This is a genomic window from Bergeyella zoohelcum ATCC 43767 (genome assembly GCF_000301075.1).
Lineage (GTDB): Bacteria > Bacteroidota > Bacteroidia > Flavobacteriales > Weeksellaceae > Bergeyella > Bergeyella zoohelcum.
Genome location: NZ_JH932293.1, coordinates 1,516,227 through 1,540,609 on the forward strand (window position 1 = coordinate 1,516,227; position 24,383 = coordinate 1,540,609).

The window sequence follows — 24,383 nt, forward strand, 5'->3', positions numbered from 1 at the left end:
ATTTTTTGTAGTTTTACAAAAATAAAAAAAATCCGAAAAATAAATGCAGTTAACTTTTTTAGGAACGGGAACATCTCAGGGAGTGCCAGTGATAGGATGTGCTTGTGATGTGTGTACTTCTTTGGATATCAGAGATAAAAGATTGAGGACTTCGGTGATGATTACTACGGACAATGGAGAAAAAATTTTAATAGACTGTGGCCCCGATTTTAGACAACAGATGCTTCGCCAAGGAGAAAAGAGAGTGGAAGCAGTTTTTTTAACCCATGAGCATAATGATCATGTCATCGGTATGGATGACCTTAGACCGGTGATTTTTAGAGAAGGGAAGGCTACGCAGGTGTATGCCTACCCAAGAGTATTGGATGAAGTAAAAAAGCGGTTTCCCTATGCTTTTGCAGATAAAAAATACCCTGGAGCACCTTCCTTTGATTTAATACCCATTCATGGAGCGTTTTCATTATTTGGAGAAAATATTATTCCTATAGAAGTGCTTCATTTTCAGTTGCCAGTATTAGGATTTAGAATAAAAAATTTGGCATATATTACCGATGCAAGTGATATCTCAGATGAAGAGAAGGAAAAACTTAAAGACTTAGATGTTTTGATTATCAATTGCTTGAGAAAAGAAAAGTCTCATATTTCTCACTTTATTTTACCTCAAGTACTGGCATTGTACCAAGAACTTCGGCCTAAAAAAATGTTTCTCACTCATATTAGTCATGAGTTTGGGCTTCATAGTGTTGAAAATGAAAAACTTCCATTAGGAGTAGAAATGGCGTATGACGGGTTGATGATAGATTTTTAATTTTTTTTATGTGAAAAAGTTGCATATGAAAATTAAACACACTACATTTGCAATCGCAATTCAGTAATGCCCAGGTGGCGGAATTGGTAGACGCGCTGGTCTCAAACACCAGTTCTTAGGAGTGCCGGTTCGATCCCGGCCCTGGGTACAAAAAAGAGGTTATCTTTCGAGGTAGTCTCTTTTTTTGTTTATAGGTTTTGAGTTAAATAGAGTAGTTTATTGTTTTAGGATAACATACTATAGTTATTTCTTTTCAGAAAATTTGAAAAGAAGAAAATTAAGCCTTACTTTTGTAGAGTAAAAAATATTAAAAAAATACAATTATGTCAAAAGCATTTTCCCAAGTTCCAGTGGCAGTGAATGAGGAAGTTCGTTCTTATGCTCCAGGTTCTTCAGAGGTGAAATCTCTCCTCGCCATGTATAAAAAAATGTGGAATGAAAAGGTGGAAATCCCAATGGTCATCGGAGGGAAGGCGGTTACCACAGGAAATACAGTAAGAGTAGAATCTCCGCAAGATCATCAGCATGATTTAGGTTTTTACCACGCAGGAGACATGACTCATGTAGATGCGGCTATTGAGGCTTCATTGGCGGCAAAAGAAAAATGGAATGCTCTCGGATGGGAACAAAGAGCGGCTATTTTCTTAAAAATGGCAGACCTTATTGCTGGACCGTACAGAGATAAATTGAATGCGGCTACCATGATTGGTCAAGGGAAAAATGTTCATCAAACGGAAATAGATGCAGCATGTGAACTTATAGATTTCCTACGATTTAATGTAGAGTTTATGACGGAAATGTATGCTGAACAACCCATTTCTGCAGAGGGAATGTGGAACAGAGCGGAGTATAGACCTTTGGAAGGATTTTGTTTTGCGGTAACGCCGTTTAACTTTACAGCTATTTCAGCGAATTTGCCTACTTGTATGGCAATGATGGGGAATGTAGTGGTTTGGAAACCTTCTAACTCTCAGATTTATTCTGCCCATGTATTGATGGAAATCTTTAAAGAAGCAGGATTACCAGATGGGGTAATTAATATGGTGTTTACAGATGGGGCTAAGACCGCAGAAAAAGTACTTTCTCACCCTGATTTTTCAGGATTGCATTTTACAGGTTCTACATCCGTTTTCCAAGGAATGTGGAAGATGATAGGGGATAATATTCATAAGTACAAAACTTACCCTAGAATAGTAGGAGAAACAGGTGGTAAAGATTTTGTGATGGTACATCCATCTGCCCATGCAGTTCAGGTAGCTACGGCATTGGTGCGTGGTGCTTTTGAATACCAAGGACAAAAATGTTCTGCAGCTTCTCGTGCTTATATTCCGAAATCACTTTGGAATGAAGTGAAGGAGATTATGGGAACGCAGCTTGCCAGCATTAAAGTAGGTTCACCTGAAGACCCGTCTAATTTTGTGAATGCAGTGATTCATAAAGGTTCTTTCGAAAAGTGTGAAAAATACATTAAAAATGCTCAAAGTGCTTCGGATGCAGAAATTATTTTCGGTGGAAAATGTGAAGGCACTAAGGGGTGGTTTGTAGAACCTACGGTGATTTTAACTACCAATCCGAAATATCCTTCAATGACAGAAGAGATTTTTGGACCTATTTTGACAATATATGTATATGAGGATGAAAAATGGGCAGAAACATTAAAATTGGTAGATGAGACTTCGCCGTATGCACTTACAGGGGCTATTTTCTCACAGTGTAGATATGCAATAGATGAGGCTACCAAGGCACTTGAAAATGCTGCAGGAAACTTCTATATTAATGATAAACCTACGGGTGCAGTGGTAGGTCAGCAGCCATTTGGTGGAGCGAGAGCTTCAGGAACTAATGATAAGGCAGGTTCTAAAATGAATCTTCTTCGTTGGGTTTCTGTTCGCTCTATTAAGGAAACATTTAATCCTCCTACAGATTATAAATATCCTTTTTTAGGTGAATAAAAAAAATAGAAAAGATTCGTATTCAGAGAGCTATCCATTTTTGGATAGCTTTTTTATATTGAGTGTAAAATATTTTAGCAAATTAAGAAAGGTTTTTAGTATATTTGTATTCCTATCGATAAATATATTATTGATGGAATATTAAATTAAAAAAGATTATAAAAATAAAGTGAATAGATAGTTTTTAACAATTTAATTGTAAAATGTCATGTGGTTTAGGAGGTTTACAGATAAGATATACAGCGGTAATAACATTGTTAATTTCAGTGAGATGAGATATCTTCCTAGATGGCTGGTACTGTTTATAGATATCGTAATTTTGTGGGTTTCTATGATTTTATCCTACTATATTCTCATGAGACTTAATATATGGAAAGCCAACCAAATTTCTACATGGAATACATTTGTGTTTGTTACTCTGGTGAATGGTGCTTTTATGTTTTTATTTAAAACTTATGCGGGAATCATTAGACACTCTACTTTCGTAGATTTACTTAAGATTTTCTTTTCTAGTATCTGTACATTTATTGTTTTAGGAATACTTAACTCTGTATTTCGTTTAGCGGCAGGGTATAGTTGCTTAAACTTTTCTTTTTTAACGATTTATTTTACCATCTCAGTAGTAGGCTTGTTTTTATTTCGGTTAATAGTAAAGGAAATTTTTCATTTTGCAAGGGAATTTAGAAGAAGCACACTGAAAAAAAGAATATTAATTCTGGGAATTGATGAACAATCTATTTCCATAGCCAGAGCTATTTTAGATAATCCTCAGTTGCCTTATTCGGTGGTGGGCTTTTTGACAGAAAGAAAAGATTCATCTATGGCAAAACTTTTGGGCAAACCGATATTGAGCAGAAAAAAAATAGAAGAATATGATGAGAAAACAGAAGATATAGATGGTGTATTAATTAATAGAAATCAGCTTACTAAAGAAGAGATGACCGATTGGGTAAATATGTTTTTATCTAAAAATCTTCAAGTGTTTAAAGCTCCTACCGTGCAAAAAGTAAGAGGAGATGAACATCAAATTAATATTTATAATCTTCAAATAGAGGACTTACTTAATAGAAAGCCAATTGTTATTGAAAATCAAGAGGTCACTAAAAGACATTTCCAAAAGAATATTTTGGTAACGGGAGGAGCAGGTTCTATTGGAAGTGAATTGGTAAAGCAAATTGCACAGTTTAACCCTTCTCTGATAGTGGTTTTAGATCAAGCAGAAACACCTCTTTATGATGTAGAACTGGAGATGCGTCATTGTTTTCCAAACATTCGTTTTAAATTTGTTTTAGCAGATATTACTCAAAAAGATAGAATGGAGCAGTTGTTCCAAAAGTATCAATTTTCTATGGTGTACCATGCGGCAGCGTATAAGCATGTGCCTTTGATTGAGCAAAACCCACACGAAGCAGCTAGAGTAAACATTCAAGGAACTAAAAATATCGCTTTGCTTTCCAGTAAATATGGCGTGAATAGATTCGTGATGGTTTCTACAGATAAAGCGGTGAACCCTACCAATGTGATGGGGGCTTCTAAGAGAACAGCAGAGTTATTCGTTCAGGCTTTACAAACTGAAAAAGGGCATACCACGAAATTTATTACTACTCGTTTTGGAAATGTACTCGGCTCTAATGGTTCTGTAATTCCTTATTTCAAAAAACAAATAGCAAAAGGAGGTCCTGTAACCATCACTCATCCTGATATTGTTCGTTATTTTATGACTATACCAGAAGCATGTGAACTGGTTCTTCAGGCAGGAACCATGGGGAAAGGGGGCGAAATTTTTGTATTTGACATGGGAGAACCTGTAAAGATTCTTCATTTGGCAAAAAAAATGATTAAATTATCTGGATTTGAACCCGATGTAGATATAAAAATTGTTTTCACAGGATTGAGACCAGGCGAGAAGCTATATGAAGAACTATTAAGTGATAATACGAAAACACTTCCTACACATCATGAAAAAATCATGATTTCTAAAGATGAACCCATGGCTTTTGAACAGATTAATTCATTGACAGAAAAAATATATGAACAAACTCAATCTTGCAGCCCATTGGAAATAGTAAAAACACTCAAAGAAATAGTAAAGGAATATAAAAGCAATAACTCAGTATATGAGCAATTGGATAAATAATTTCTTTTTATCAATATTCTGTGTGGTAGATGAGTTTAGTGAAAACCGTATATTTGCGGATTCAGATTGAAATATAGTAAAAGTATGAAGATAAAAATCATATTATTCGTATTAGCAGCTTTATTGCTTTCATGTAAAGCACAGAAAGACATAGCGTATATGCAAAATATAGAGCAAATAGCTCAGGAAGCATATACTAAAAATGTACAATCTACTATTCAGCCTAATGATCAGCTCCTCATTTATGTAGCTGCAAAAGATATGATGGTGGCAGCACCGTTTAATCAAAGTGTTAGCACTGATGGAAATAGTTCCAGAGTAGCTTACTCCCAATCCAGTACCAATATGCCGACAGGAAATCAAACCTCTCTCTCGGGGGTATCTTATACCGTATATCCCGAAGGGTATATTGATTTTCCGATTATAGGTAAAGTGGAAACCCAAGGAAAAACTCTAGAAGAACTCAAAGTAGAACTTACCCAAAAAATTAAAAAATACATTTATAATCCTACCGTGAGCGTAAGATATGGAAATTTTAAAATTTCAGTTTTAGGAGAAGTAAATAGACCTGGAGACTATATTGTCCCTGATGGTAGAGCTACGCTTCTCAGTGCATTAGCCATGGCAGGAGATCTGAATCTATATGGAAGAAGAGATAATGTATTAATCATCAGAGAGCAAGATGGTGTGAGAACCCAAACTTATATTAATCTTAAAGATGCTAACTTTATTAATTCTCCTTACTATCATATTAAGCAGAATGATGTGATTTATGTAACGCCCAATGAAACTAAAAAACAGTCTGCAGCGTATGGACCACAAACAGGAATTTACATATCAGTAGCATCTGTTATATTAGGACTCCTCACATTAATAGTAAGATAATTTTTTGGATATAAACACTATGGATAATAATAAAGAAGAAAGAATCAACGAATCTAAAAGGGGAAAGGAAATTAATATTCAAGAAGTCATCAAACCTTATCTTAGAAGATGGCATTGGTTTGTTCTCTCAGTTATTACAATGACCGCTTTGGCGATTGCCTATATTAAAATTTCTGCTCCTGTATATCAAGTAAAATCCACCGTTCTAATTAAAGATTCTAAAAAAGGTGGTGGGGATATGGATATTCTCAAGGAAATTTCAGGAATAAGCGGTATGACCTCCAATAGTATTGATAATGAACTGGAGATTTTTAAGTCTAAAAAATTAATGCATCATGTGGTAGATGCTAAAAATTTACAAACGGCTATTTTTTCCGAAGAACAATTAGGAGAAAGGGAACTCTATGGAGATACGGCACCGATTATTGTTCATGTCATTTCTGAAAAAAAGAATAAAAAATTTCCTAAAAAACCTGTTTTTGTTAGCTGGAAAGGAAATGAAATCACCCTTGCTTCAGAAGAGCTTAACGCTGATGTTAAAGCACAGTTTGGTAAAACCATTGGGCTTCCGTATGCTAATATTATCATCACGAAAAATGACCAATTTGATGCAGTAAAAGCAAAAGAACTCGGTAGGATAAAGCTCAATTTTAAATCTAAAGCATCTAGAATCACAGCACTACAAGAGCCACTCAATGTACAGCTCGTGAATAAAGATGTTACTGTTGTTGCACTTTCATACAATCATACCAATGCTGATAAAGCGAAAGACATTATCAATGGATTGGTATATGCGTATAATCAAGATGCGATTAATGACAAAAACTTCCAGTCTAATGAGACCATGAAGTTCATAGAAAACAGAATAAAAGTAATCTCTGATGAATTAGAAAGCATTGAAAGTCAAAAACAAAATTTTAAAACACAAAATAACCTTACCGATATCGGTACCGAAGCAAAAATTAATTTAGAAACCACTGCAGAAGCTAGAGCAAAACAATTAGAAATAGATGCACAGCTTCAGCTTACTGATGCACTCATCGGATACCTTAATAAGCAAGGAGCATATCAGGTGCTTCCTTCTGCATTGGGGCTCAATAGCCCTGCGGCCTCTGCAGGAATTAATTCCTATAATGAATTGGTACTGGAGAGAAATAGACTCTTGGCAACTGCCACGCCTGAGCATCCTGCAGTAGAAAATATTTCTAAACAACTCAATAATTTAAAAACCTCCGTAATTCATAGCTTACAGAAAACTCGTACGGGGCTTCAGATTTCCAGCAATGAACTCCAAACGGAACAAAACAAAGCCATCGGTAAAAATTCTAGGCTTCCTTCTATAGAAAAAATGTTCAGAGGAATAGAAAGGCAACAGGCTATCAAAGAGCAACTCTATCTCCTCCTCCTAAAGAAAAGAGAAGAAACAGCAATTTCTTTGGCTATTACTACCCAAAAAGCCAAAGTTATAGATGAAGCGTATGCCATGGATAAGCCTGTATCTCCTAAAATCCCTATTATCCTTATTGGGGCGATGGTGTTAGGACTTGTTCTACCTTTTGCTTATATCTATATCAAAGAATTATTAGATACCAAAGTAACTACTAAGCATGATATAGAGAAGCTATCTTCTACACCAGTGATTTCTGAACTGCCTTCGGTAGCAAAGGGACAAAATGAATTGATAGGAATGAATGACTTGTCTCCTATGGCAGAGGCATTCCGTATTCTTACTACCAATATGAATTTCCTGTTGCCGAAAAAAGAAAAAGGAAAAGTTATTTTTGTTACTTCTACCATTAAGGGAGAGGGGAAAACATTTGTTTCGGTAAATCTTGCTTTGATTTTGGCTGCCCCTGGGAAGAAAACCATCATCATCGGTTCGGATATTAGAAATCCACAGCTCCAAAGGTACAATGACAGCCGAAAAGGCTTGGCAGGACTTTCAGAATTCTTGTATGATGAAACCACTCCGCTGGAGAGTATTATTCATGTTTCTTCATTTAATCCACATTTGGATGTAATTTATTCTGGTAGCATCCCTCCTAATCCTACGGAGTTGCTTACCAATGGTAGGTACCAAGTGTTATTAGAACAATTAAAAGAGGAATATGATTATATCATAGTGGATACTGCACCGCTATTATTAGTAACAGATACCATGCTGATTTCAGATTTGGCAGATGCTACCCTCTATGTAACTCGTTCACAATATACAGAGAAACAACTCATAGAATTTGCCAATAAAAACATTGCTGCTGGAAAAATTAAAAATGTAGGTTTCGTGCTGAATGATGTTTCTAAAAGTAATTATGGCTATGGAAATAAGTACGGCTATGGCTACCACGCCACGGAAGAAAAAAGTTTTATACAAAAACTGAAATCTAAATTTTAAATGAATTCATAATGATGAACTTGATACTTTGTTTTTCACGGTATCAAGTTTTTTGTTTAAACGGCATAATCATTCACAAACAAATTATTGTATTACTATGAAAAACTATCTTTTATTATTCATTATTATAGGTTTTGGAACGAAGTTTTTGGGTCAAAATACCCTTCAGGTGGTAGATGCTAAAACGAAAAAACCACTTTCTAAGGTAAATGTGTATTGTAATGATGAGCTGGTAGGAAAAACCAATGCCAAAGGGACTTTAGCGTACAAGACGAAATGTAAAACCATTGATGTGCAGAGAGATGATTATGATGAAAAAACCGTCAGTGTAGAGAAAAATATGACCATCGCACTCCAAGAATCCTCTGAAAAATCAAAGAAAATACAGGCAATAGCCATTCGTAATGCGTCTGACCCAAAAGCACTACGCATTCTGGATAAAGTAGTAAAAAAGTATAAAGAAAATAGCCCTAAATCTTTAGACGGGTATCGTTTTAAAAAATACTCTAAAATATCCATAGATGTAGATCAAGATAGCCTTGCTTCGTATAGAGCATTTGTCAGCCGTAGGGCAGATTCTTTGGCACAAATAGGGCATACCCCAAAGAAACAAACGGAAAAAGATAAGAAAGATTCTCTCATGACAGAAAGCTTTTTTAATATAGCTAAGGAGTCTAATTTTTTCCTTTGGGAAAAAGCCGAGGAATATAAATTTTCTAAACGGCACGGAGAGAAAATAGTGGTTCTGGACAATAGAATGTCGGGGTTCAAAGATCCTATCTATGAATTCATGGCATTGGGCATTTCTAATTTAGACCGTATTCCAAGACAGGTAAATCCAGATAATAGGCATCTGTATCGTTTTTTTCTTTCAGATACCATTATGGTAGAAGGTAGGAGAACCTTCGTTATTAACTTCCGAGAACTTTCCAGTAAACAAAAGCAGAAGAGCAATAAATTCGCTGGGAGTGTTTTCATTGATACCGAAACTTTTGCCATAAAAAAAATTACTTCTCATAGTACCAAAAGGAACCAAGGCACGGTAACTTCTGTATGGAAACCTATGGCAGGAAAATGGTTTTTAGATACTGAGGATATTCGGTTTAGAATAGGGCATCAGGAGTTTGAAACAGGAAAAAAAGAACCTGATGATGCAACTCAAAAATCTAAATCTACCAAGAAAAAATTTGGTAATTATGCTTTCGTAACGCACAGATTTTTTGATGTAGAGATTAACCCAGAGCAGAAAGCCGAAGAGTTTCAGGGCTATACTTATTCCATACAAAATGCAGAGGGCAACCAATTGGAAAAATACAGAACAGCCCCTCTTACCGAAAGAGAAGCCAAAACCTACCAAGGTATAGACAGCTTAGTGCAGAAATATGATATCGAAAGAAAAGTAAAAGCATTGACTTCACTCCTCCGTGGACAAATCCGCGTAGGGAAGGTAAATATTCTGCCTAATCGAATTTTTTCATACAACCCGATTGAAAAATTCAGATTGGGTATTGGGCTAAAAGCCAATGAAAAATTCAGCCCAATCTATTCACCAGACCTCTATTTAGGATATGGTTTCGGTGATGGAAAACTGAAATACGGAGTGGGTTTAGACACTCGGCTTTCATCTATTAAGACTTCTGTTTTTAGGCTGGAATATGTCAATGATATGAAAGTCTTCGGTAGGTTTAATAGAAACCTGTGGCCACAGAGCATCGCTTTTATAGAAGGGGCAGGGGGTAGTCTTTATCATCCTCATTACCTCCGATACCAAGGCGTGGGAGCATCTTACCTCTATGACATTACCAATACGCTTACCGCAAGATTTTCTGCACATTATCAAAAGCAGAATCCTGTAGGGGATTATCAGTTCAATGGGAATACTACCAATGATTATCATGATACGCAGCTGGCACTTACCATAAAATATTCTCCTAAAGATAAAAACATGATGACACCGCAAGGAAAGTATACTTACCATACGGGATACCCTCATTTTTTTATCAATATAGAAAAAGGCATTAATGCCCTAGGGGGAAATATGAACTATGCCAAGGCAGATTTTCTCGCCATTCACAGCGTAAGAACCCGATGGGGAACCAGTAGAGCTTATCTCTATGGAGGGATTTCCTCTGGAAGCGTACCGATTTGGAAGAATTTTGAAATTACGGGGAACACTTCTTCCAGTGAATCTCTATGGCATAAACTTAACTTTGCCACTTCGCTTTCCCACTATGCCATGTTTTCAGGAACTTTTTATGCCGATCGATTCTTAGGCTTTCAGTATAGGCACACGCTACCTTTTATTTTCAGTATGGGCAAAAGACACTCCCGATTGAGCCTTGGGTACAATGCCGTTTGGGGCAATTTTAAAAATCCACGCCAGCATAATATATCCTTTGATACGCCTAAGCATGTATATCAGGAGGTGGGCATCACTTGGAATAATTTCTTAGGAACTATATACCATATAGGGCTTTATCATAGAGTAGGGCATTATACCAGTGCCAAGACAGTGGATAATATAGGAATTACCTTAGGATTGGGCTTGTAGGTGAGGAGTTTTTAGTGGTAGGCTTTTCAAATTTTAAATCTTAAAAAACGGAAATTGCATTTTAGTTGAAACAGATTGGGTGGACTTACATGCAGTTGCATTTTAATTCAAACAGATTGCGTGGACTTACCTGCAGTTGCATTTTAATTCAAACAGATTGCGTGGACTTACCTGCAGTTGCATTTTAATTGAAACAGATTGAGTGGACTTACCTGCAGTTGCATTTTAGTTGAAACAGATTGCGTGGACTTACTTGCAGTTGCATTTTAGTTGAAACAGATTGCGTGGACTTACCTACAATTGCATTTTAGTTGAAACAGATTAATTAGAAATCTTTTTCGTTTTAACAAAGAATGAAAAAAGAAGTGCGATAGTAATAAGTATAGATCCTAAAAAATAGGAGTAAAAACCTGCTTCATCAGGATTTTGGTCTTTCAGCATAGCAATGATTTGAGGGCCTACAATTCCGCCTATTCCCCAGCCAATGAGTGTAATTCCATACATCGTGGCCATCATTTTCATTCCGAATTGCTCTTTTATTAATGAAGGCAAGATACCAAATCCTCCGCCATAACATAGAAGGATTACACAAACACCGATGAAAAATAACGGACTATTTCTACTGAAAATCAATACTATAAAAACTATCAACTCCAATAAGAATAATACTCTGAAAGCCTGTATCTTTCCTATCCTATCCGAAATATTTCCCCAGAAAAATCTCCCTATTCCATTACATATGGCACTTACGGCTATGAGTGTTGCCCCTTTTTGTTCCAAAACAGAAATATTATTTTGTCCTTCGTCCATTAAAATATCTTGTAAAAGAGGGGATTGAAATGCAATAAAAATCATCCCAGCAATGATATTAATAGAAAAAAACAACCAAATCAGTACATAATTTTTTGAAAAAATATATTTTTTTATATCAAAACGATGTGCTTCATTGTTATTATTATCTTTTGTGAGTGCATTATCATAGAGAAAAAGGGAGAATAAAGGGAGCAAAAGCAGTAAAAAAATGCCGATACCTAAAAAAGAAAACGCTAAATCTCCATCAAACCATTGTAGAAAAAAAGGAGCTAATAATTTAGACATTACAAAAGCTCCTAGTCCAAAGCCCATCACCACTATTCCTGTAGCTAGACCTTGCTGATCTGGAAACCAAGAAGCTACGGTAGCCACAGGAGTTACATACGCCATTCCTAATCCGATGCCTCCAATAACACCAAACCCTAAATACAAAAGTGGTAATGAGGTGTATGCTAAAGCAAAATATGAAATTATATAGCCCAAAGCATACAAGATTCCGCCTGTACATGCTAATTTTCTTACGCCTATCTCATTCATCTTGCTTCCTGCCCAAGCTGCGGTAACTCCTAACATGAAAATAGAAATACTAAAAGCCCAAGCCGTTTCTCTTTGTGTCCATTGATAAGTTTCACTAATCGGATTTTGGAAAAAACTCCACGCATATACCGTTCCTAAAAGCAAATGAATACACGCACCCATCACAGCGATATGCCAACGATTCTTAATTTTCATCATGACGGAAAATTTTATTTCTGAAACCTCAATACCTCTCCTTCTAAACACAATGGTGATGGGAAATTATTGGTAAAAAGTCCTCCTGTTCCTAAACCTTGGGGCATAGAATTATTTTTAGTGAAAGTATATTGTGCAATAGCATTTAGCCCGATATTACTTTCTAAAGCAGAGGTAATCCACCAGCCTATTCCCAATTTTTCAGCTATGGCAATCCACTCATCACATCCGCTGATTCCTCCTACCAATGAAGGTTTTAAAATGATGTATTGAGGCATAATACACTCTAGTAATTGTTGTTTTTCTTCCAATGAATGCACCCCTATTAGCTCTTCATCTAAAGCAATAGGTGTAGGTGTTTCGGCACAAAGCTGTTTCATTTCGCTGTTCTGATGAAAATGCGTCATCTTTTTAATAGGCTGCTCTATAGAATGAATTTCTAATGCGTTCAGCTCCTCTAGAACACGCCACGCTTGTGAGTAAGAAAAAGCACCATTGGCATCTACTCTAAGTTCTAATATCTCTTTAGGAAATTGATTTCTTAGCTGTTTTAAAATTTCTTTTTCACTTTCCCAATCCACCCCTATTTTGAGTTTAAGACATGAAAACCCTTTTTCCAGTTTATCTTTTATCTGAGATTTCATGAAGCGTGCATCTCCCATCCATATCAGTCCATTAATAGTTATTCCTTGCTTTCCTTCTGTAAAAGCAGACGGGAAATAAAGGTCATTCTGATATTTTAAATTCAGCATAGCCTGTTCATAGCCAAAAATAATGGATGGAAAACCATATAACTTATGGATAATTTCCTCCTTGGTGAGATTAATATTTTCTCTTAACCAAGCAAGTTGCTCTTCGTATTCAGGTACATCATCTGCACTTAGTCCTCGGAATAAAGCACATTCACCTATGCCTCTTTGGTTATTTTCAAACACCTGCAAAATATATGTATCTTTGGTATGTAAAACGCCTCGGGAGGTTCCTCCAGGTTGCTTAAACTGCAATGTGTATTTTTCTATTTGTGCTGTTTTCATGACCGACTGAATTGTAGAATGTACGCCTAATAAATGATGAGATGATTTTAGAGAGAAAGGCGAGGTTATTTGAAATTTAGTATCATATATGGAATTTCGACCCCAATTTTGGGGTCGAATATTGATTTTAAAGGATGATACAATCATTTCACTACGCCATATAATATACAGGAACCCAAAACGAAACACATTTAAAAGTCCTTATCCAAAAGCGATAGTATGATGGCATCTGAATCTTGCAGAATAACGATAATAGATTATCCGTGCATTGCCTTGGTTTCTTCATCTTGGCTCATAAATTCCTCTGCTTTTTCCACCATATTTTTGGAGCCACAGAAAAAAGGAACACGCTGATGAAGTTCTGTAGGCTGAAGCTCTAAAATACGCTTATAGCCATTGGTGGCTTTACCGCCTGCTTGTTCTGCTAAGAAAGCCATTGGATTACATTCATAGAGTAATCTCAGTTTTCCATTGGGTGCATTAGCATAAGAAGGGTACATATAAATACCTCCTTTTATCATATTTCTATGAAAATCTGCCACCAAAGAACCTATATATCTGGAGGTATAAGGTCTATCTCCTTCCTGTGCTTGGCAATATTTAATGTAATTTTTTACCCCTTGAGGAAATTTAATATAATTCCCTTCATTCACAGAGTAAATTTTTCCGTTTTCAGAATATTTCATATTCGGATGTGAGAGGTAGAAAATCCCTAAACTTGGGTCTAGTGTAAAACCATTTACCCCATTTCCAGTGGTGTAAACTATCATGGTAGAAGAGCCGTAAATCACATATCCAGCGGCCACTTGTTCTGTTCCTTTTTGGAGGAAATCTTCTATTTTCACTGGCGTTCCAGGCTCAGTTACTCTTCTGTAAATAGAAAAAATAGTACCTACAGACACATTCACATCAATATTAGAAGAGCCATCTAAAGGATCTATCAATACTACATATTTACTCAGATGCCCATTGGCACCACATTTTATTTCAATGATGTCATCATTTTCTTCAGATGCTATTCCACATACCACCTCTCTCTGGGAAAGTGCTGTAATGAAAATATCATTAGCTATCACATCTAGTTTTTGCTGTTCTTCCCCTTGCACATTGGTATTTCCATGTGCACCAGTAATATCAGCAATTCCTGCTTTATTCACTTCTCTATTAACTACTTTAGCAGCTAATCTTATCGCAGATAATAAACGAGAAAGCTCTCCCGTAGAGTATTGAAAGTCATCTTGTTTATCAATTACGAATTCTCCTAAAGTTTGTAATGGTTTATCTGTCATAGTGATTTATATTTGAAAGTAACAAATTTGCTAATTTTTTTCCATTCTGAAAAACATTTTTAAGTTTTTCTATTACATATTTATTTCAATAAAAAAGAAACTGTCCTTTCGGAACAGTCTCAAAAAAATAACTTTTAAAAAAATGAAAAAACTATTATTTTCCCAAATAAGATTTTAAAATCTTACTTCTGGTATTATGTTTAAGGCGTTTGATGGCTTTCTCCTTGATTTGTCTTACCCTTTCTCTAGTCAAGTCAAAAGTTTCCCCTATTTCTTCTAAAGTCATGGGATGCTTACCGCTCAACCCGAAATATAACCGGACTAAATCCGCTTCTCTTGGAGTAAGGGTTTGCAGTGCTCTTTCTATCTCTATTTGTAGAGATTCTAGCATAAGTTCCTTATCAGGGCTTGGAGATTCTCCAGAACGGAGTACATCATAAAGATTAGAGTCTTCTCCCTCTACTAACGGTGCATCCATAGAAAGATGACGACCAGAATTTTTCATTGATTCCTTAATATCCTCTTCGCTCATATCTAGCACCTCTGCCAATTCTTCTGGTGAAGGGGGTCTTTCATTCTCTTGTTCTAGGTGGGCATACGCCTTGTTAATTTTATTAATAGAACCAATTTTATTCAGTGGTAACCTAACGATTCTGGATTGCTCTGCTAAGGCCTGAAGAATAGATTGCCTAATCCACCATACCGCATAAGAAATGAATTTAAAACCTCTGGTTTCGTCATATCTTTTTGCTGCTTTCATCAGCCCTAGATTTCCCTCATTAATAAGATCCGGAAGAGAAAGACCTTGGTTTTGGTATTGTTTAGAAACTGAAACCACGAATCTTAAATTGGCTTTGATGAGTTTTTCTAGTGCTACTTTATCCCCAGCGCGGATTCTTTGTGCCAGCTCTACCTCCTCATCTGCCGTAATCAAATCTACTTTTCCTATTTCTTGAAGGTACTTATCTAGAGAAGCCGTTTCCCTATTGGTTACCTGTTTAGTGATTTTTAATTGTCTCATAAAAATATAATTGCTTTTTGCCCTATGGGAATTTTACCCCAGCATTAGTATATACGAACGAAAAGAAGTAAAGGTTACAAAGGAAATCAAAATTATTTTTGAGTACAAGCATCAAAAGTTTCTATACCAAAATAAAAAACCACTAACCAAGCAATACCTTTCAAGGTAAAAAATGCTAATCCTGCCCAGCCTACCTTTTTGAGCCACTTTTTAAAACGATTATCCATAAATAATAAAATATGAAACAAAAGTAATAAAATTTAGAAAATGTAATTATATACTTTTTCTTTTTCCCAAAAAATGACTACTTTTGATTTCCGTAAAAAATAAACCGTAATAAACTATCACAACTTTTGAGATGATTCAATTTTACAAAAAAAGGGATTTTGGAGCCTTGATGAATGATACATTTAAGTTTTTTAAGCTGTATGGAAAAAATTATTTTAAAAACTTTTTACTGCTCAATGGGCCTTTTATTTTAGTACTTATCATCCTCATTTACATAGGCTATGATGTATTTATCAATCCTACTCTGAATGGTAATCTAGATGACAGAGCATTTTTCTTTGAAGAATATTTGGAACAAAATATTTTTCTTTTTACCATTGTAGGGATTTTGCTACTCATTTTTTTCATCATCATGGGAATACTGAATTATATATTCCCTGTTTTTTATATGAAAAAACTTGCAAACTACGGAGCGAAAGAAATTACGATGGATGATTTACTGCAAGAGTTTAAAGGCAATGCAAAGAGAATTTTTTATTTTTCCATAGGGACTATTTTTGTTACCGCTCCACTTTTCGGAATCATCTTTGGGCTGGTGTATCTCAGTGTTTTTCTACTGATAGGTTTATTGTTAATTTTCTTAGTAGGTCCTTTCCTTATCAATGCATTTAGCTTTCATCTCTTTGATTATTTTAATACGGAGAAGAGCTTTTTTGAATCCCTTAGTTATGCTCTCAGAAGCCAGTTCAGCTATCCAGATGGACAGCAAAAATCTCCATTCTGGAAATACCTAGGACTTACACTAGTGATGTATTTCCTCATTAATACCATCTCTACTCTTGTGATGGTATTGCCTGCTATCGTTTTTATTACAGGTTACTATACAATAGATTCTATGGGAAGTATGAGCAATGACCAAATTTTTATTTTAGGTTTTTCCATCGCTTATATCCTCATGATTTTGGTAAGCATCATCCTTACCAACCTCATTTATGTAGGTGTAGGATTTATGTATTATGATAATAGAACTGACCTCCATAGAAAAGAAACACTCTCTGAAATAGACTCCATAGGTAATGATTCGTAAAACATTTTTATACCTCTTTTTTATTTTTTCTAGCTCCTCCTTCGTTTGGGCTTCCATGGAGCAGGATTCTACCGTAATAGAAACTATAGAACTAGATACTATTATGGCTACTTCTCCTCAAACTAAAAATGATATTCTTCTAGATGCGGATTCTTTACTCTTAGCATATCCTAGCTCTGAAAGTACGCTCTTTCCTAAACAGTTTCCACAGCAGTTTAAGAAAAAATACCAAACCGAAGAATTTAACTATGATAAAAATAAACCTAAAGTATCTATTGCTGCCAAAATCAATAAACTGATTAAGCGGTTTTTAGAAAAAATATTTGGGAAAATAGACTTTAAATACGAAAAAGATGTAATCAATTTTCTAGCTATCCTTATTATTGCTGTAGCACTTTACTTCATCATTTATTTCTTCATCAGAAAAGGTGGACTAGGCATTTTTGGCACCAAGAATAAAAAGGTAAGTACCAATCCTAAAGAATTGGCTGAAGATATCCATGAAATTAATTTTGGTAAAATCATCGCTGAAAAAGAGCAACAAGGAAAATACCGTGAAGCTATTCGATACCAATATCTATATGTATTAAAAAAACTTACGGATAAAAATCTTATAGAATGGATTCCTGAAAAAACCAATAAAGACTATGTGAAAGAGTTTCAGCATCCTACACTTATGTATCCATTTCAGCATCTTTCCGCTATTTTTGATTATGTTTGGTATGGAGAGTTTCCTATTACATCTACACATTATCTGAAATACAAAAATCAGTTTAACGATTTTACCATCTAATGAAAAAGACTTTTAAAATATACCTTTTCTTCTTTGCTATACTCACCGTAGGTTTAGTGGCATTAGAACTTTCTAAAACCGATGTCATTGACTGGAGAAAAAATTTTGACCCTAATGAAAAAACACCTTTCGGGCTCTTCGTATTGAACGAAGAAATAGATAATATGCTCCAAAAACAATTGACCAAAACCAATGAATCTCCCTATCAATATTACGAAAAAAGAAAGAAAAACTCTCCGCATAATATCATCATCATTGCTAAGACCATCGATGCTACTTCTTGGAAAAAAGTAGAAAAAGAAGTGGAAGCGGGAGCCCAGCTTTTCTTTTTCTCAGAAAATTATTATGACTTCCCAGAATTTATCTACAGTAAAACAAGAGCAAGTGCTGTTTATGATTATAACAGCGTTACCATACAGCTTACAGATAAAAAATTAGCCACAACCAATCTTATTTTAGATCAAAGACCTCATGGTGGGTATTTTAGTAGAGTGGATAAGGGAATAGAAGTTCTAGGAAATTTAGTAGTACAAAAAGATAGAGATATCAAGCGTGTTAATTTTATTCGGTTCAAAAAAGGAAAAGGCATGGTGTACATTCACTTGGAGCCACTTTTCTTAACCAACTATTACCTTCTCAAAAAGAAAAATGAGAAGTTTGCAGAGGCTGTCCTATCTTACATCCCTCCACAAGAAACCATTTGGTTTGTAGATGACTCTACCTTGGCTGTATCTTACTCTCCTATGAGGGTAATTCTCAGTCATTCCCCTTTGAAATACGCATGGTGGATATTATTGGGCGGACTGATACTCTTTGCTATTTTCACGGCTAAAAGAAAACAACGCGTAGTTCCAATAATAGAACCACCAAAGAATAAATCTGCCGAATTTGTAAAAAGCATAGGAAACCTTTATCTCCAAGAAGGAGACTTTCATGATATGATGAACAAAAAAGCACAGTATTTCCTATATAAAGTGCGTACCGAGCTGCTCATTGATACTACACATCTGAATGAAGTTTTTGCTAAACGATTGCACACGAAAACCAATCAGCCTATGGAAAAAATCAGCAAAGCCATTGTTCTTATTCAGAAAGCACAAAATCCTTATGCTACCGTTCAAAAGGAAGATTTGGAACAGCTTAACCAATTGCTGGATGAAATCCTAAGAAAATAACGATTTACACAGTATAAACTTTATATTTTCAAAAGTATTGGCAAAAACTGTAGTTTGGATTTCTTTTTCAGATTTCCAATCTACCTCCGTAATTCCTTCCTCTATTTGAGGCACCGCTTCGGAAGTTCCGATGAATTTCATTTTATACCAATGCGTAGTCTTGAGAATTTTTTGAGTCTTTTCACTGTAAATATGATAAGTTTTCCCCACGAAATGCTCCACAGCCAGTTCATCCAAACCGGTCTCTTCCTGCACCTCTCTCACTGCAGCATCTTGGATTTCCTCTCCCTTTTCTATTTTTCCTTTAGGCAAATCCCATCTTCCTAATCTTTTGATAAATAATACTTTTCCATATTCATTAGAAACTATCCCTCCAGCAGCACCTACATTTTTAAAAAAATCAGTAAAGCCTTTCCATACTACTTCTACATCTGGGTGATATAGGCACACTTCTGGCGTAGAGGTATTCTCCATCAAATCCAAAGCAATTTCTATGGTAGTTGCATTGTCAAATAATAATGATTTAACCCCTTCTAAAGGCTCGTTTGTTAAAGATATTTTTTTTTCGTTGATGAAAACTTTATACATTTGCAGAAATTAATCGCACAAAAATATAAAAATGAATTTACAAGGAAGAAAAATTGTACTAAATAAATCCGTTTCAGAACTGCTAACCCTTTTAAAAGACCCTAAAAAGTATGAAGAAATCATGCCTGAAGGTTTACAAAAATTTGAATATTGGGAGAATGGTTTTAAATTTGGTCTCAAAGGATTACCTGAAATTTCTCTAAAATTAGGCGAAATTACGGATAAAAAAGCTACTCTTGTTTCTGCAAGTTCTAGTTTGGATTTTGAGTTAGCCACCCATCTTCACCCTTTGGATGCTGAAAAAACAGAAGTATCTCTGGAGTTCAATGGTAAGTTTAATCCATTTATTAAAATGATGGTAGAGAAACCTCTAAAAAACTTCATGGAAGCATTAACGGATAAAATAGAATCTATGTTTGGATAATTAACAAAAAGCAAATCTTAGAAAGATTTGCTTTTTTATGGTAGTAATATCCCCGAACAATGATTTCTACTGCTCCCAGTGGCAGAAGCCAGTACATTATTTTCTCCTCTTAATCTAAGCACCCCCATCAATGCGAAAATAAGAGCTTCTTTGAAATGTATAATTTCAGGAGATGGAACCAGCCACTCTGTAGAAGAATTTTCCATCAATCTATTGATAATAAAATTATTAAACACACCTCCACCTGTTGCTAACACTTTTTTTAAAGCATATTGTTCCGTTACATTGCATAGCTGATGTACAATATGCTCTGAAAAGGTAGCTAATGCATCTTGAGGAGCTAAGGAGGCTAGCAAAGGAAAGATATTCGCTTCTACCCATTCTAAACCTAATGATTTGGGAACAGACTGATGATAATAAGATAAAATATCCAATTGATTTACAATATCTTGATTTACTCTTCCTAAAGCAGCCATCTTACCTTCCGCATCGTATTCTTTCCCTAGTTTTTGGGCATAATGATTTAAAACGATGTTAAAAGGACAAACATCAAAAGCTATCCTTCTTTCACTTTGTCTAAAAGAAATATTACTAAAACCACCTAAATTAAGACAAGCATCAAAATCGGAAAACAATAGCTCATCTCCAATAGGTACTAATGGGGCTCCTTGCCCACCCAGAATTACATCTTGGCTTCTAAAATCATAGACCACAGGATAAGGACAAACCTGCTGTATTGCTCTGCCGTCTCCTATCTGTACCGTAAATCCTTTCTCTGGCTGATGATGCACCGTATGCCCATGGGAAGCGATGATATCTAACCTTTTAATGTCATATCTATGGATAAAATCTTGCACTTGTTGCCCCAAATATCTTCCATATGTGGTATTCAGTGTAAATAATTCCACTGCCGAAAGCCGAATGGCAGTAGAAAGCCTCTTTTTCCATTCTTCGCAATAAGGAAATGTATGAGCATCAAGAACTTCAAAATTCCATTTTTCATCTTTAGAAAAACGGACATACGCTATATCTAAACCATCCAAACTGGTTCCCGACATAATCCCTATGGCAAAATAACTTTTCATAATTGAGAATTGGATTGGGGTAACTAATTTCTACGAACTATTCTTAAATTTTTATTTTTCTTAACTTTGTGGAGTTTTATGCCATTTCAAAACACTTTGTCAAAGCACCAAAAATATGGAGTATAGACTATAATCATTACACTTTTGACTTCTAAAGTCTTTATACTTTATACATTGTACTTTATACATACCTTAAAACGCTATCTCTATTTTTTTAGATTTTACGATACACATACATGGTAATATTTTCCCTTCTTTTTCTTCTTTTTCTGTGAGAAATTCATTTTCTAATTGCTCCACCTCGCCTGTTATTAGGGTGGCCATACATGTACCACAAATCCCTGATTTACATGAATAAGGAACCTCCTCCCCCTTTTCTAACAACATCTGTAGCAGTTGGGAAGAATTATCTGCCAAATGCACTGATTTATTTTTTCCGAGATAAGAATAATCCACAGCGATAGACTGAATTAAAGGTACCTCCACTTCTATAGGGTAAATAGATTCATGGTAAGATTCAAAAAATTCAAAATGAATATTTTCTTTTCGGATACCATTTTCATAGCAAGCATTCGCTACTTCTTTTACCATTCCCGCAGGCCCACAAATCAAGACCTCATCCACTGCATCCCAAATGGTAGATTCTTCATCGGTATCATCTAAGGTTAGAAATTGATTGATAATCAGACTAATTTTCTTCTTATCCACTCTCCCTTGATACAGCGGCTGTGTAGCTTCTTGGCTCAGGAAATAATGTACTTCTAATCTCTCCGCATACTGAGTTTTAAGTTGCTCTATTTCATCATGAAAAGCAATATTTTCTTTAGTAGTATTACCATAAAAAAGAAAAACTCTGGTACGAAATTCGGTATGTAAAATATTTTTGAGATGACTGAGAATAGGCGTAATGCCTATTCCTGCAGCAAATAACAATATAGTTCTAAATTCATCGGGTTTTGAGACTAAAGTAAACCTTCCCTTAGGAGAGGAAACCATAATCTCATCGCCTACTTGGTAATTTTTATACAAATGTGCTGTGGCTGTTTCTTCCCCATGTATTTTAATGCCTAAAGAAAGAAATCCCTCATGAGGAGTAGAAGTCATAGAAAAATCTCGCTCTATTTTTTGCTCACCAAACTGCCATTGTAGCGTTACAAATTGTCCTGAATGATAATGGAATACCGCTTTCCATTCTTCAGGAATTTCCAGTTCCAAAGCAAAACTACTTTTGGTCAGTTGTTTTTTTTTGACTATTTTTATCGGATAAAATTTTGAATTTTTCACAAAAGATTCAGTTTAATGGTTCAAAAATACAAAAAATGAAATTGAAAGTACTACAAGCATTAACGTTAGCCATCGTTTTGGCTTCTTGCGGAAAAAAGGACAACACCATTCCTGCGGATACCATAGATATTACGGAAAACTTTCAGCCTAATACCATACAATTAGGTCATTATGTAGTGAAAGAAAGTTCTGTGGCAGAAATAGAAAAGTTAGTAGGTGAACAATCTAATGATACGCTCTATGTAACCAATTTTTTTGCCACTTGGTGCGGACCATGTATGCGAGAGATTCCACACTTCAAACAATACAAAGAAATGATGAAAGGGCAGCCTGTTAAGTTCCAATTCGTCAGTTTAGACCCTAAAGAAGACTGGGCAACGGAAGTTTCTGATTTCGCAGTAAAAAACCAACTGGAAAAAGACATTTTCTTGGTAGATGGGAGAAATATCACACCGGAGTTTTATTCTAAAAATTTTGACCAATGGGACGGCAGTGGTATTCCATTTACTCTTTTTAGAAAAGGAAATCAAAAAAGCGAATATTTCGGAATGATGACTGAAAATGAACTGAAATCTCAAATCAATGCCTTGATGAAATAATGTGCCTTTCCTGATAACGCACATGTAATTTTCATGAAAAAGAAAAGCTTTAATATACTTCTTGTTTCCCTATTGGTAGGCATTTTCCTATCTATAGGGATTAATTTTTCCGTGGGATATGCTCCTATTTCTTTAGCGTCATTTTTCACAGAAGATGACCTCTATCATTCTGTAGCAATGCTGCGTACCTACCGTGTCCTTGCCATGATATTGGTGGGCATTTCTATTCCTACTTCGGGGTTTATTCTCCAAGAGTATTTCCAAAATCCTTTGGCAGGTCCCTCTGTATTAGGCATCAGTTCTGTAGCCAGTCTTGCTGTGGCACTTTTTATTTTCGTGTTTCAGAATGTAGAACTCCCTCAGTTCGCCCATTTTAGTGGTATGAGTATGATGGCAATCTCTGGGAGTATCCTTATGATGTTCGTCCTTTTAGCTTTTTCTCATCGGTTCAGAGATACTTCCCATCTTATTATTTTTGGGTTTCTCATCTCTGCCTTAGCAGGAGCTATCATTTCTCTTCTACAACTTTACGCTGAAAATCAACAACTCAAAAATTATATTCTTTGGAGTTTCGGAGCCAATGCACTGCTAAATGGACCACAAATCATTGTCCTCTCTATCCTCACACTGGTAGGAATTATCTTTTCCTTCTTCACCATAAAACCACTTATAGGAAGTGTATTAGGAGATCAATATGCCCGAAGTTTCGGAGTCAATGCCGCTCATCTCAAATGGTGGGTCATTACTTCCTCCTCAATACTTTCGGCGGGAATTACTGCATTTTTAGGGCCTATACTTTTCATAGGAATTGTCATTCCGCACTTTTCTAGGCTCCTTTACAGTCCGTCCCAGCTTTGGCATCAGTGGATACTGAATATGGTATTAGGAGTATTGGTTTTACAGGTTTTCTCTATTCTCTCAGAGCTATTCACTTTACCCATTAATGTGATTACCTCACTCATTGGGATACCTGTAATTTTCTTAATGATGATAAAATCAAAAAAATAAAAAATAAAAATTATGACTGCTATCCAACAAAGATTATCATTTATTTTACAAAGTCCTTCTGACAATATCGAGGACAAACTGCTCAAAGTATGCCAGTTATTGGACGCTGAAATAGAATACTACAACTGGACGGGGTTTTATTTCCGCAATGGAGATAAAGAAGAATTGGTTTTAGGTCCATTCGTAGGGGCTGCTACAGACCATACCGTAATTCCTTTCGGCAAAGGAATTTGTGGACAAGTAGCCGTTTCTAATGAAACCTTTGTGGTTCCTGATGTAAACGAACAAAGTAACTACCTAAGCTGCTCCATCGATACCAAAGCAGAAATCGTGGTTCCTATTATCAAAGACGGTAAAAATATTGGGCAAATAGATATTGATTCCCACACGCATAATCCTTTTACTGACGAAGATAAAGCCCTCTTAGAATGGCTCTGTGAGGAGGTAGCCAAAATCATGTAAAACTTAAATTTTTCCCTAAATTTGCGAGATTCAATT

General features: G+C 35.6%; 21 protein-coding genes and 1 tRNA gene. 14 read left to right on the top strand and 8 right to left on the bottom strand.

Annotated features, from left to right (window positions below):
- Window positions 1-43: 43 nt before the first annotated feature.
- The 7 genes from HMPREF9699_RS07025 (at window position 44) to HMPREF9699_RS07055 (ending at window position 10,725) form a co-directional block, all read left to right on the top strand.
- A complete protein-coding gene (locus HMPREF9699_RS07025; RefSeq protein ID WP_002663604.1) occupies window positions 44-808 on the top strand; it encodes an MBL fold metallo-hydrolase in 765 nt (254 codons plus the stop codon).
- A 68-nt stretch (window positions 809-876) separates the two neighbouring features.
- A tRNA-Leu gene (locus HMPREF9699_RS07030) sits at window positions 877-956 on the top strand.
- Window positions 957-1,131: 175 nt separating this feature from the next.
- On the top strand, window positions 1,132-2,760 hold the full coding sequence (pruA, locus tag HMPREF9699_RS07035; RefSeq protein WP_002663605.1) for an L-glutamate gamma-semialdehyde dehydrogenase: 1,629 nt from the start codon (window positions 1,132-1,134) through the stop codon (window positions 2,758-2,760).
- 208 nt (window positions 2,761-2,968) lie between these two features.
- A complete protein-coding gene (locus HMPREF9699_RS07040) occupies window positions 2,969-4,897 on the top strand; it encodes a polysaccharide biosynthesis protein (protein ID WP_002663608.1) in 1,929 nt (642 codons plus the stop codon).
- A gap of 84 nt (window positions 4,898-4,981) precedes the next feature.
- On the top strand, window positions 4,982-5,782 hold the full coding sequence (locus tag HMPREF9699_RS07045; RefSeq protein ID WP_002663611.1) for a polysaccharide biosynthesis/export family protein: 801 nt from the start codon (window positions 4,982-4,984) through the stop codon (window positions 5,780-5,782).
- Between the two features lie 19 nt (window positions 5,783-5,801).
- Window positions 5,802-8,174 (top strand): GumC family protein, encoded by a 2,373-nt coding sequence (locus HMPREF9699_RS07050; protein ID WP_002663613.1) that lies wholly within the window; start codon window positions 5,802-5,804, stop codon window positions 8,172-8,174.
- Between the two features lie 97 nt (window positions 8,175-8,271).
- Window positions 8,272-10,725 carry a DUF5686 family protein gene (locus HMPREF9699_RS07055; protein WP_002663614.1) on the top strand — a complete coding sequence of 818 codons (2,454 nt, stop codon included), beginning with the start codon at window positions 8,272-8,274 and terminating at the stop codon, window positions 10,723-10,725.
- A 321-nt stretch (window positions 10,726-11,046) separates the two neighbouring features.
- Here HMPREF9699_RS07055 and HMPREF9699_RS07060 read toward each other — a convergent pair whose 3' ends face one another.
- From HMPREF9699_RS07060 to HMPREF9699_RS11440, 5 genes are all read right to left on the bottom strand, one after another.
- Window positions 11,047-12,273 (bottom strand): MFS transporter, encoded by a 1,227-nt coding sequence (locus tag HMPREF9699_RS07060; RefSeq protein WP_002663615.1) that lies wholly within the window; start codon window positions 12,271-12,273, stop codon window positions 11,047-11,049.
- 11 nt (window positions 12,274-12,284) lie between these two features.
- A complete protein-coding gene (gene menC, locus HMPREF9699_RS07065; protein ID WP_002663616.1) occupies window positions 12,285-13,451 on the bottom strand; it encodes an o-succinylbenzoate synthase in 1,167 nt (388 codons plus the stop codon).
- Window positions 13,452-13,561: 110 nt separating this feature from the next.
- Window positions 13,562-14,593 carry a class 1 fructose-bisphosphatase gene (gene fbp, locus HMPREF9699_RS07070; RefSeq protein WP_002663617.1) on the bottom strand — a complete coding sequence of 344 codons (1,032 nt, stop codon included), beginning with the start codon at window positions 14,591-14,593 and terminating at the stop codon, window positions 13,562-13,564.
- Between the two features lie 154 nt (window positions 14,594-14,747).
- Complete coding sequence (locus HMPREF9699_RS07075) at window positions 14,748-15,614, bottom strand: sigma-70 family RNA polymerase sigma factor (RefSeq protein WP_002663618.1); 867 nt, start codon at window positions 15,612-15,614, stop codon at window positions 14,748-14,750.
- Between the two features lie 92 nt (window positions 15,615-15,706).
- Window positions 15,707-15,841, bottom strand: coding sequence for a hypothetical protein (locus HMPREF9699_RS11440; RefSeq protein WP_260182279.1), 135 nt, complete (start codon window positions 15,839-15,841; stop codon window positions 15,707-15,709).
- A gap of 131 nt (window positions 15,842-15,972) precedes the next feature.
- On the opposite strand from HMPREF9699_RS11440, the gene HMPREF9699_RS07080 reads away from it, so the two are divergent.
- From HMPREF9699_RS07080 to HMPREF9699_RS07090, 3 genes are read left to right on the top strand one after another with little or no spacing between them, the layout of a single operon-like run.
- The gene (locus tag HMPREF9699_RS07080; protein ID WP_002663623.1) at window positions 15,973-16,929 is read left to right on the top strand and encodes a hypothetical protein; all 957 of its coding nucleotides are present in this window, start codon (window positions 15,973-15,975) and stop codon (window positions 16,927-16,929) included.
- Complete coding sequence (locus HMPREF9699_RS07085; RefSeq protein ID WP_034985749.1) at window positions 16,919-17,722, top strand: DUF4129 domain-containing protein; 804 nt, start codon at window positions 16,919-16,921, stop codon at window positions 17,720-17,722. The genes HMPREF9699_RS07080 and HMPREF9699_RS07085 overlap by 11 nt, the downstream gene beginning before the upstream one ends.
- Window positions 17,722-18,897, top strand: a complete 1,176-nt coding sequence (locus HMPREF9699_RS07090) for a hypothetical protein (protein WP_002663628.1) — start codon at window positions 17,722-17,724, stop codon at window positions 18,895-18,897. The genes HMPREF9699_RS07085 and HMPREF9699_RS07090 overlap by 1 nt, the downstream gene beginning before the upstream one ends.
- Here the strand turns inward: HMPREF9699_RS07090 and HMPREF9699_RS07095 are convergent.
- Window positions 18,886-19,485, bottom strand: coding sequence for an NUDIX hydrolase (locus tag HMPREF9699_RS07095; RefSeq protein WP_002663629.1), 600 nt, complete (start codon window positions 19,483-19,485; stop codon window positions 18,886-18,888). The two genes, HMPREF9699_RS07090 and HMPREF9699_RS07095, sit on opposite strands and share 12 nt — an antisense overlap.
- Window positions 19,486-19,516: 31 nt before the next feature.
- On the opposite strand from HMPREF9699_RS07095, the gene HMPREF9699_RS07100 reads away from it, so the two are divergent.
- Window positions 19,517-19,909, top strand: a complete 393-nt coding sequence (locus HMPREF9699_RS07100; protein WP_002663630.1) for a hypothetical protein — start codon at window positions 19,517-19,519, stop codon at window positions 19,907-19,909.
- A 35-nt stretch (window positions 19,910-19,944) separates the two neighbouring features.
- On the opposite strand, the gene HMPREF9699_RS07105 is transcribed toward HMPREF9699_RS07100, so the two are convergent.
- A complete protein-coding gene (locus HMPREF9699_RS07105; RefSeq protein WP_002663632.1) occupies window positions 19,945-20,994 on the bottom strand; it encodes an anhydro-N-acetylmuramic acid kinase in 1,050 nt (349 codons plus the stop codon).
- Window positions 20,995-21,186: 192 nt separating this feature from the next.
- Window positions 21,187-22,278: a ferredoxin--NADP reductase gene (locus HMPREF9699_RS07110; protein WP_002663633.1), complete on the bottom strand. Its 1,092-nt coding sequence runs from the start codon at window positions 22,276-22,278 to the stop codon at window positions 21,187-21,189.
- Window positions 22,279-22,313: 35 nt separating this feature from the next.
- Here HMPREF9699_RS07110 and HMPREF9699_RS07115 point away from each other — a divergent pair, with 35 nt between their 5' ends.
- The 3 genes from HMPREF9699_RS07115 to HMPREF9699_RS07125 are packed head-to-tail and all read left to right on the top strand — an operon-like array spanning window position 22,314 to window position 24,347.
- Window positions 22,314-22,877: a TlpA family protein disulfide reductase gene (locus HMPREF9699_RS07115; RefSeq protein WP_002663634.1), complete on the top strand. Its 564-nt coding sequence runs from the start codon at window positions 22,314-22,316 to the stop codon at window positions 22,875-22,877.
- A 33-nt stretch (window positions 22,878-22,910) separates the two neighbouring features.
- Complete coding sequence (locus HMPREF9699_RS07120) at window positions 22,911-23,885, top strand: FecCD family ABC transporter permease (RefSeq protein ID WP_002663636.1); 975 nt, start codon at window positions 22,911-22,913, stop codon at window positions 23,883-23,885.
- Window positions 23,886-23,897: 12 nt separating this feature from the next.
- The gene (locus HMPREF9699_RS07125; protein ID WP_002663640.1) at window positions 23,898-24,347 is read left to right on the top strand and encodes a GAF domain-containing protein; all 450 of its coding nucleotides are present in this window, start codon (window positions 23,898-23,900) and stop codon (window positions 24,345-24,347) included.
- Window positions 24,348-24,383 lie beyond the last annotated feature (36 nt).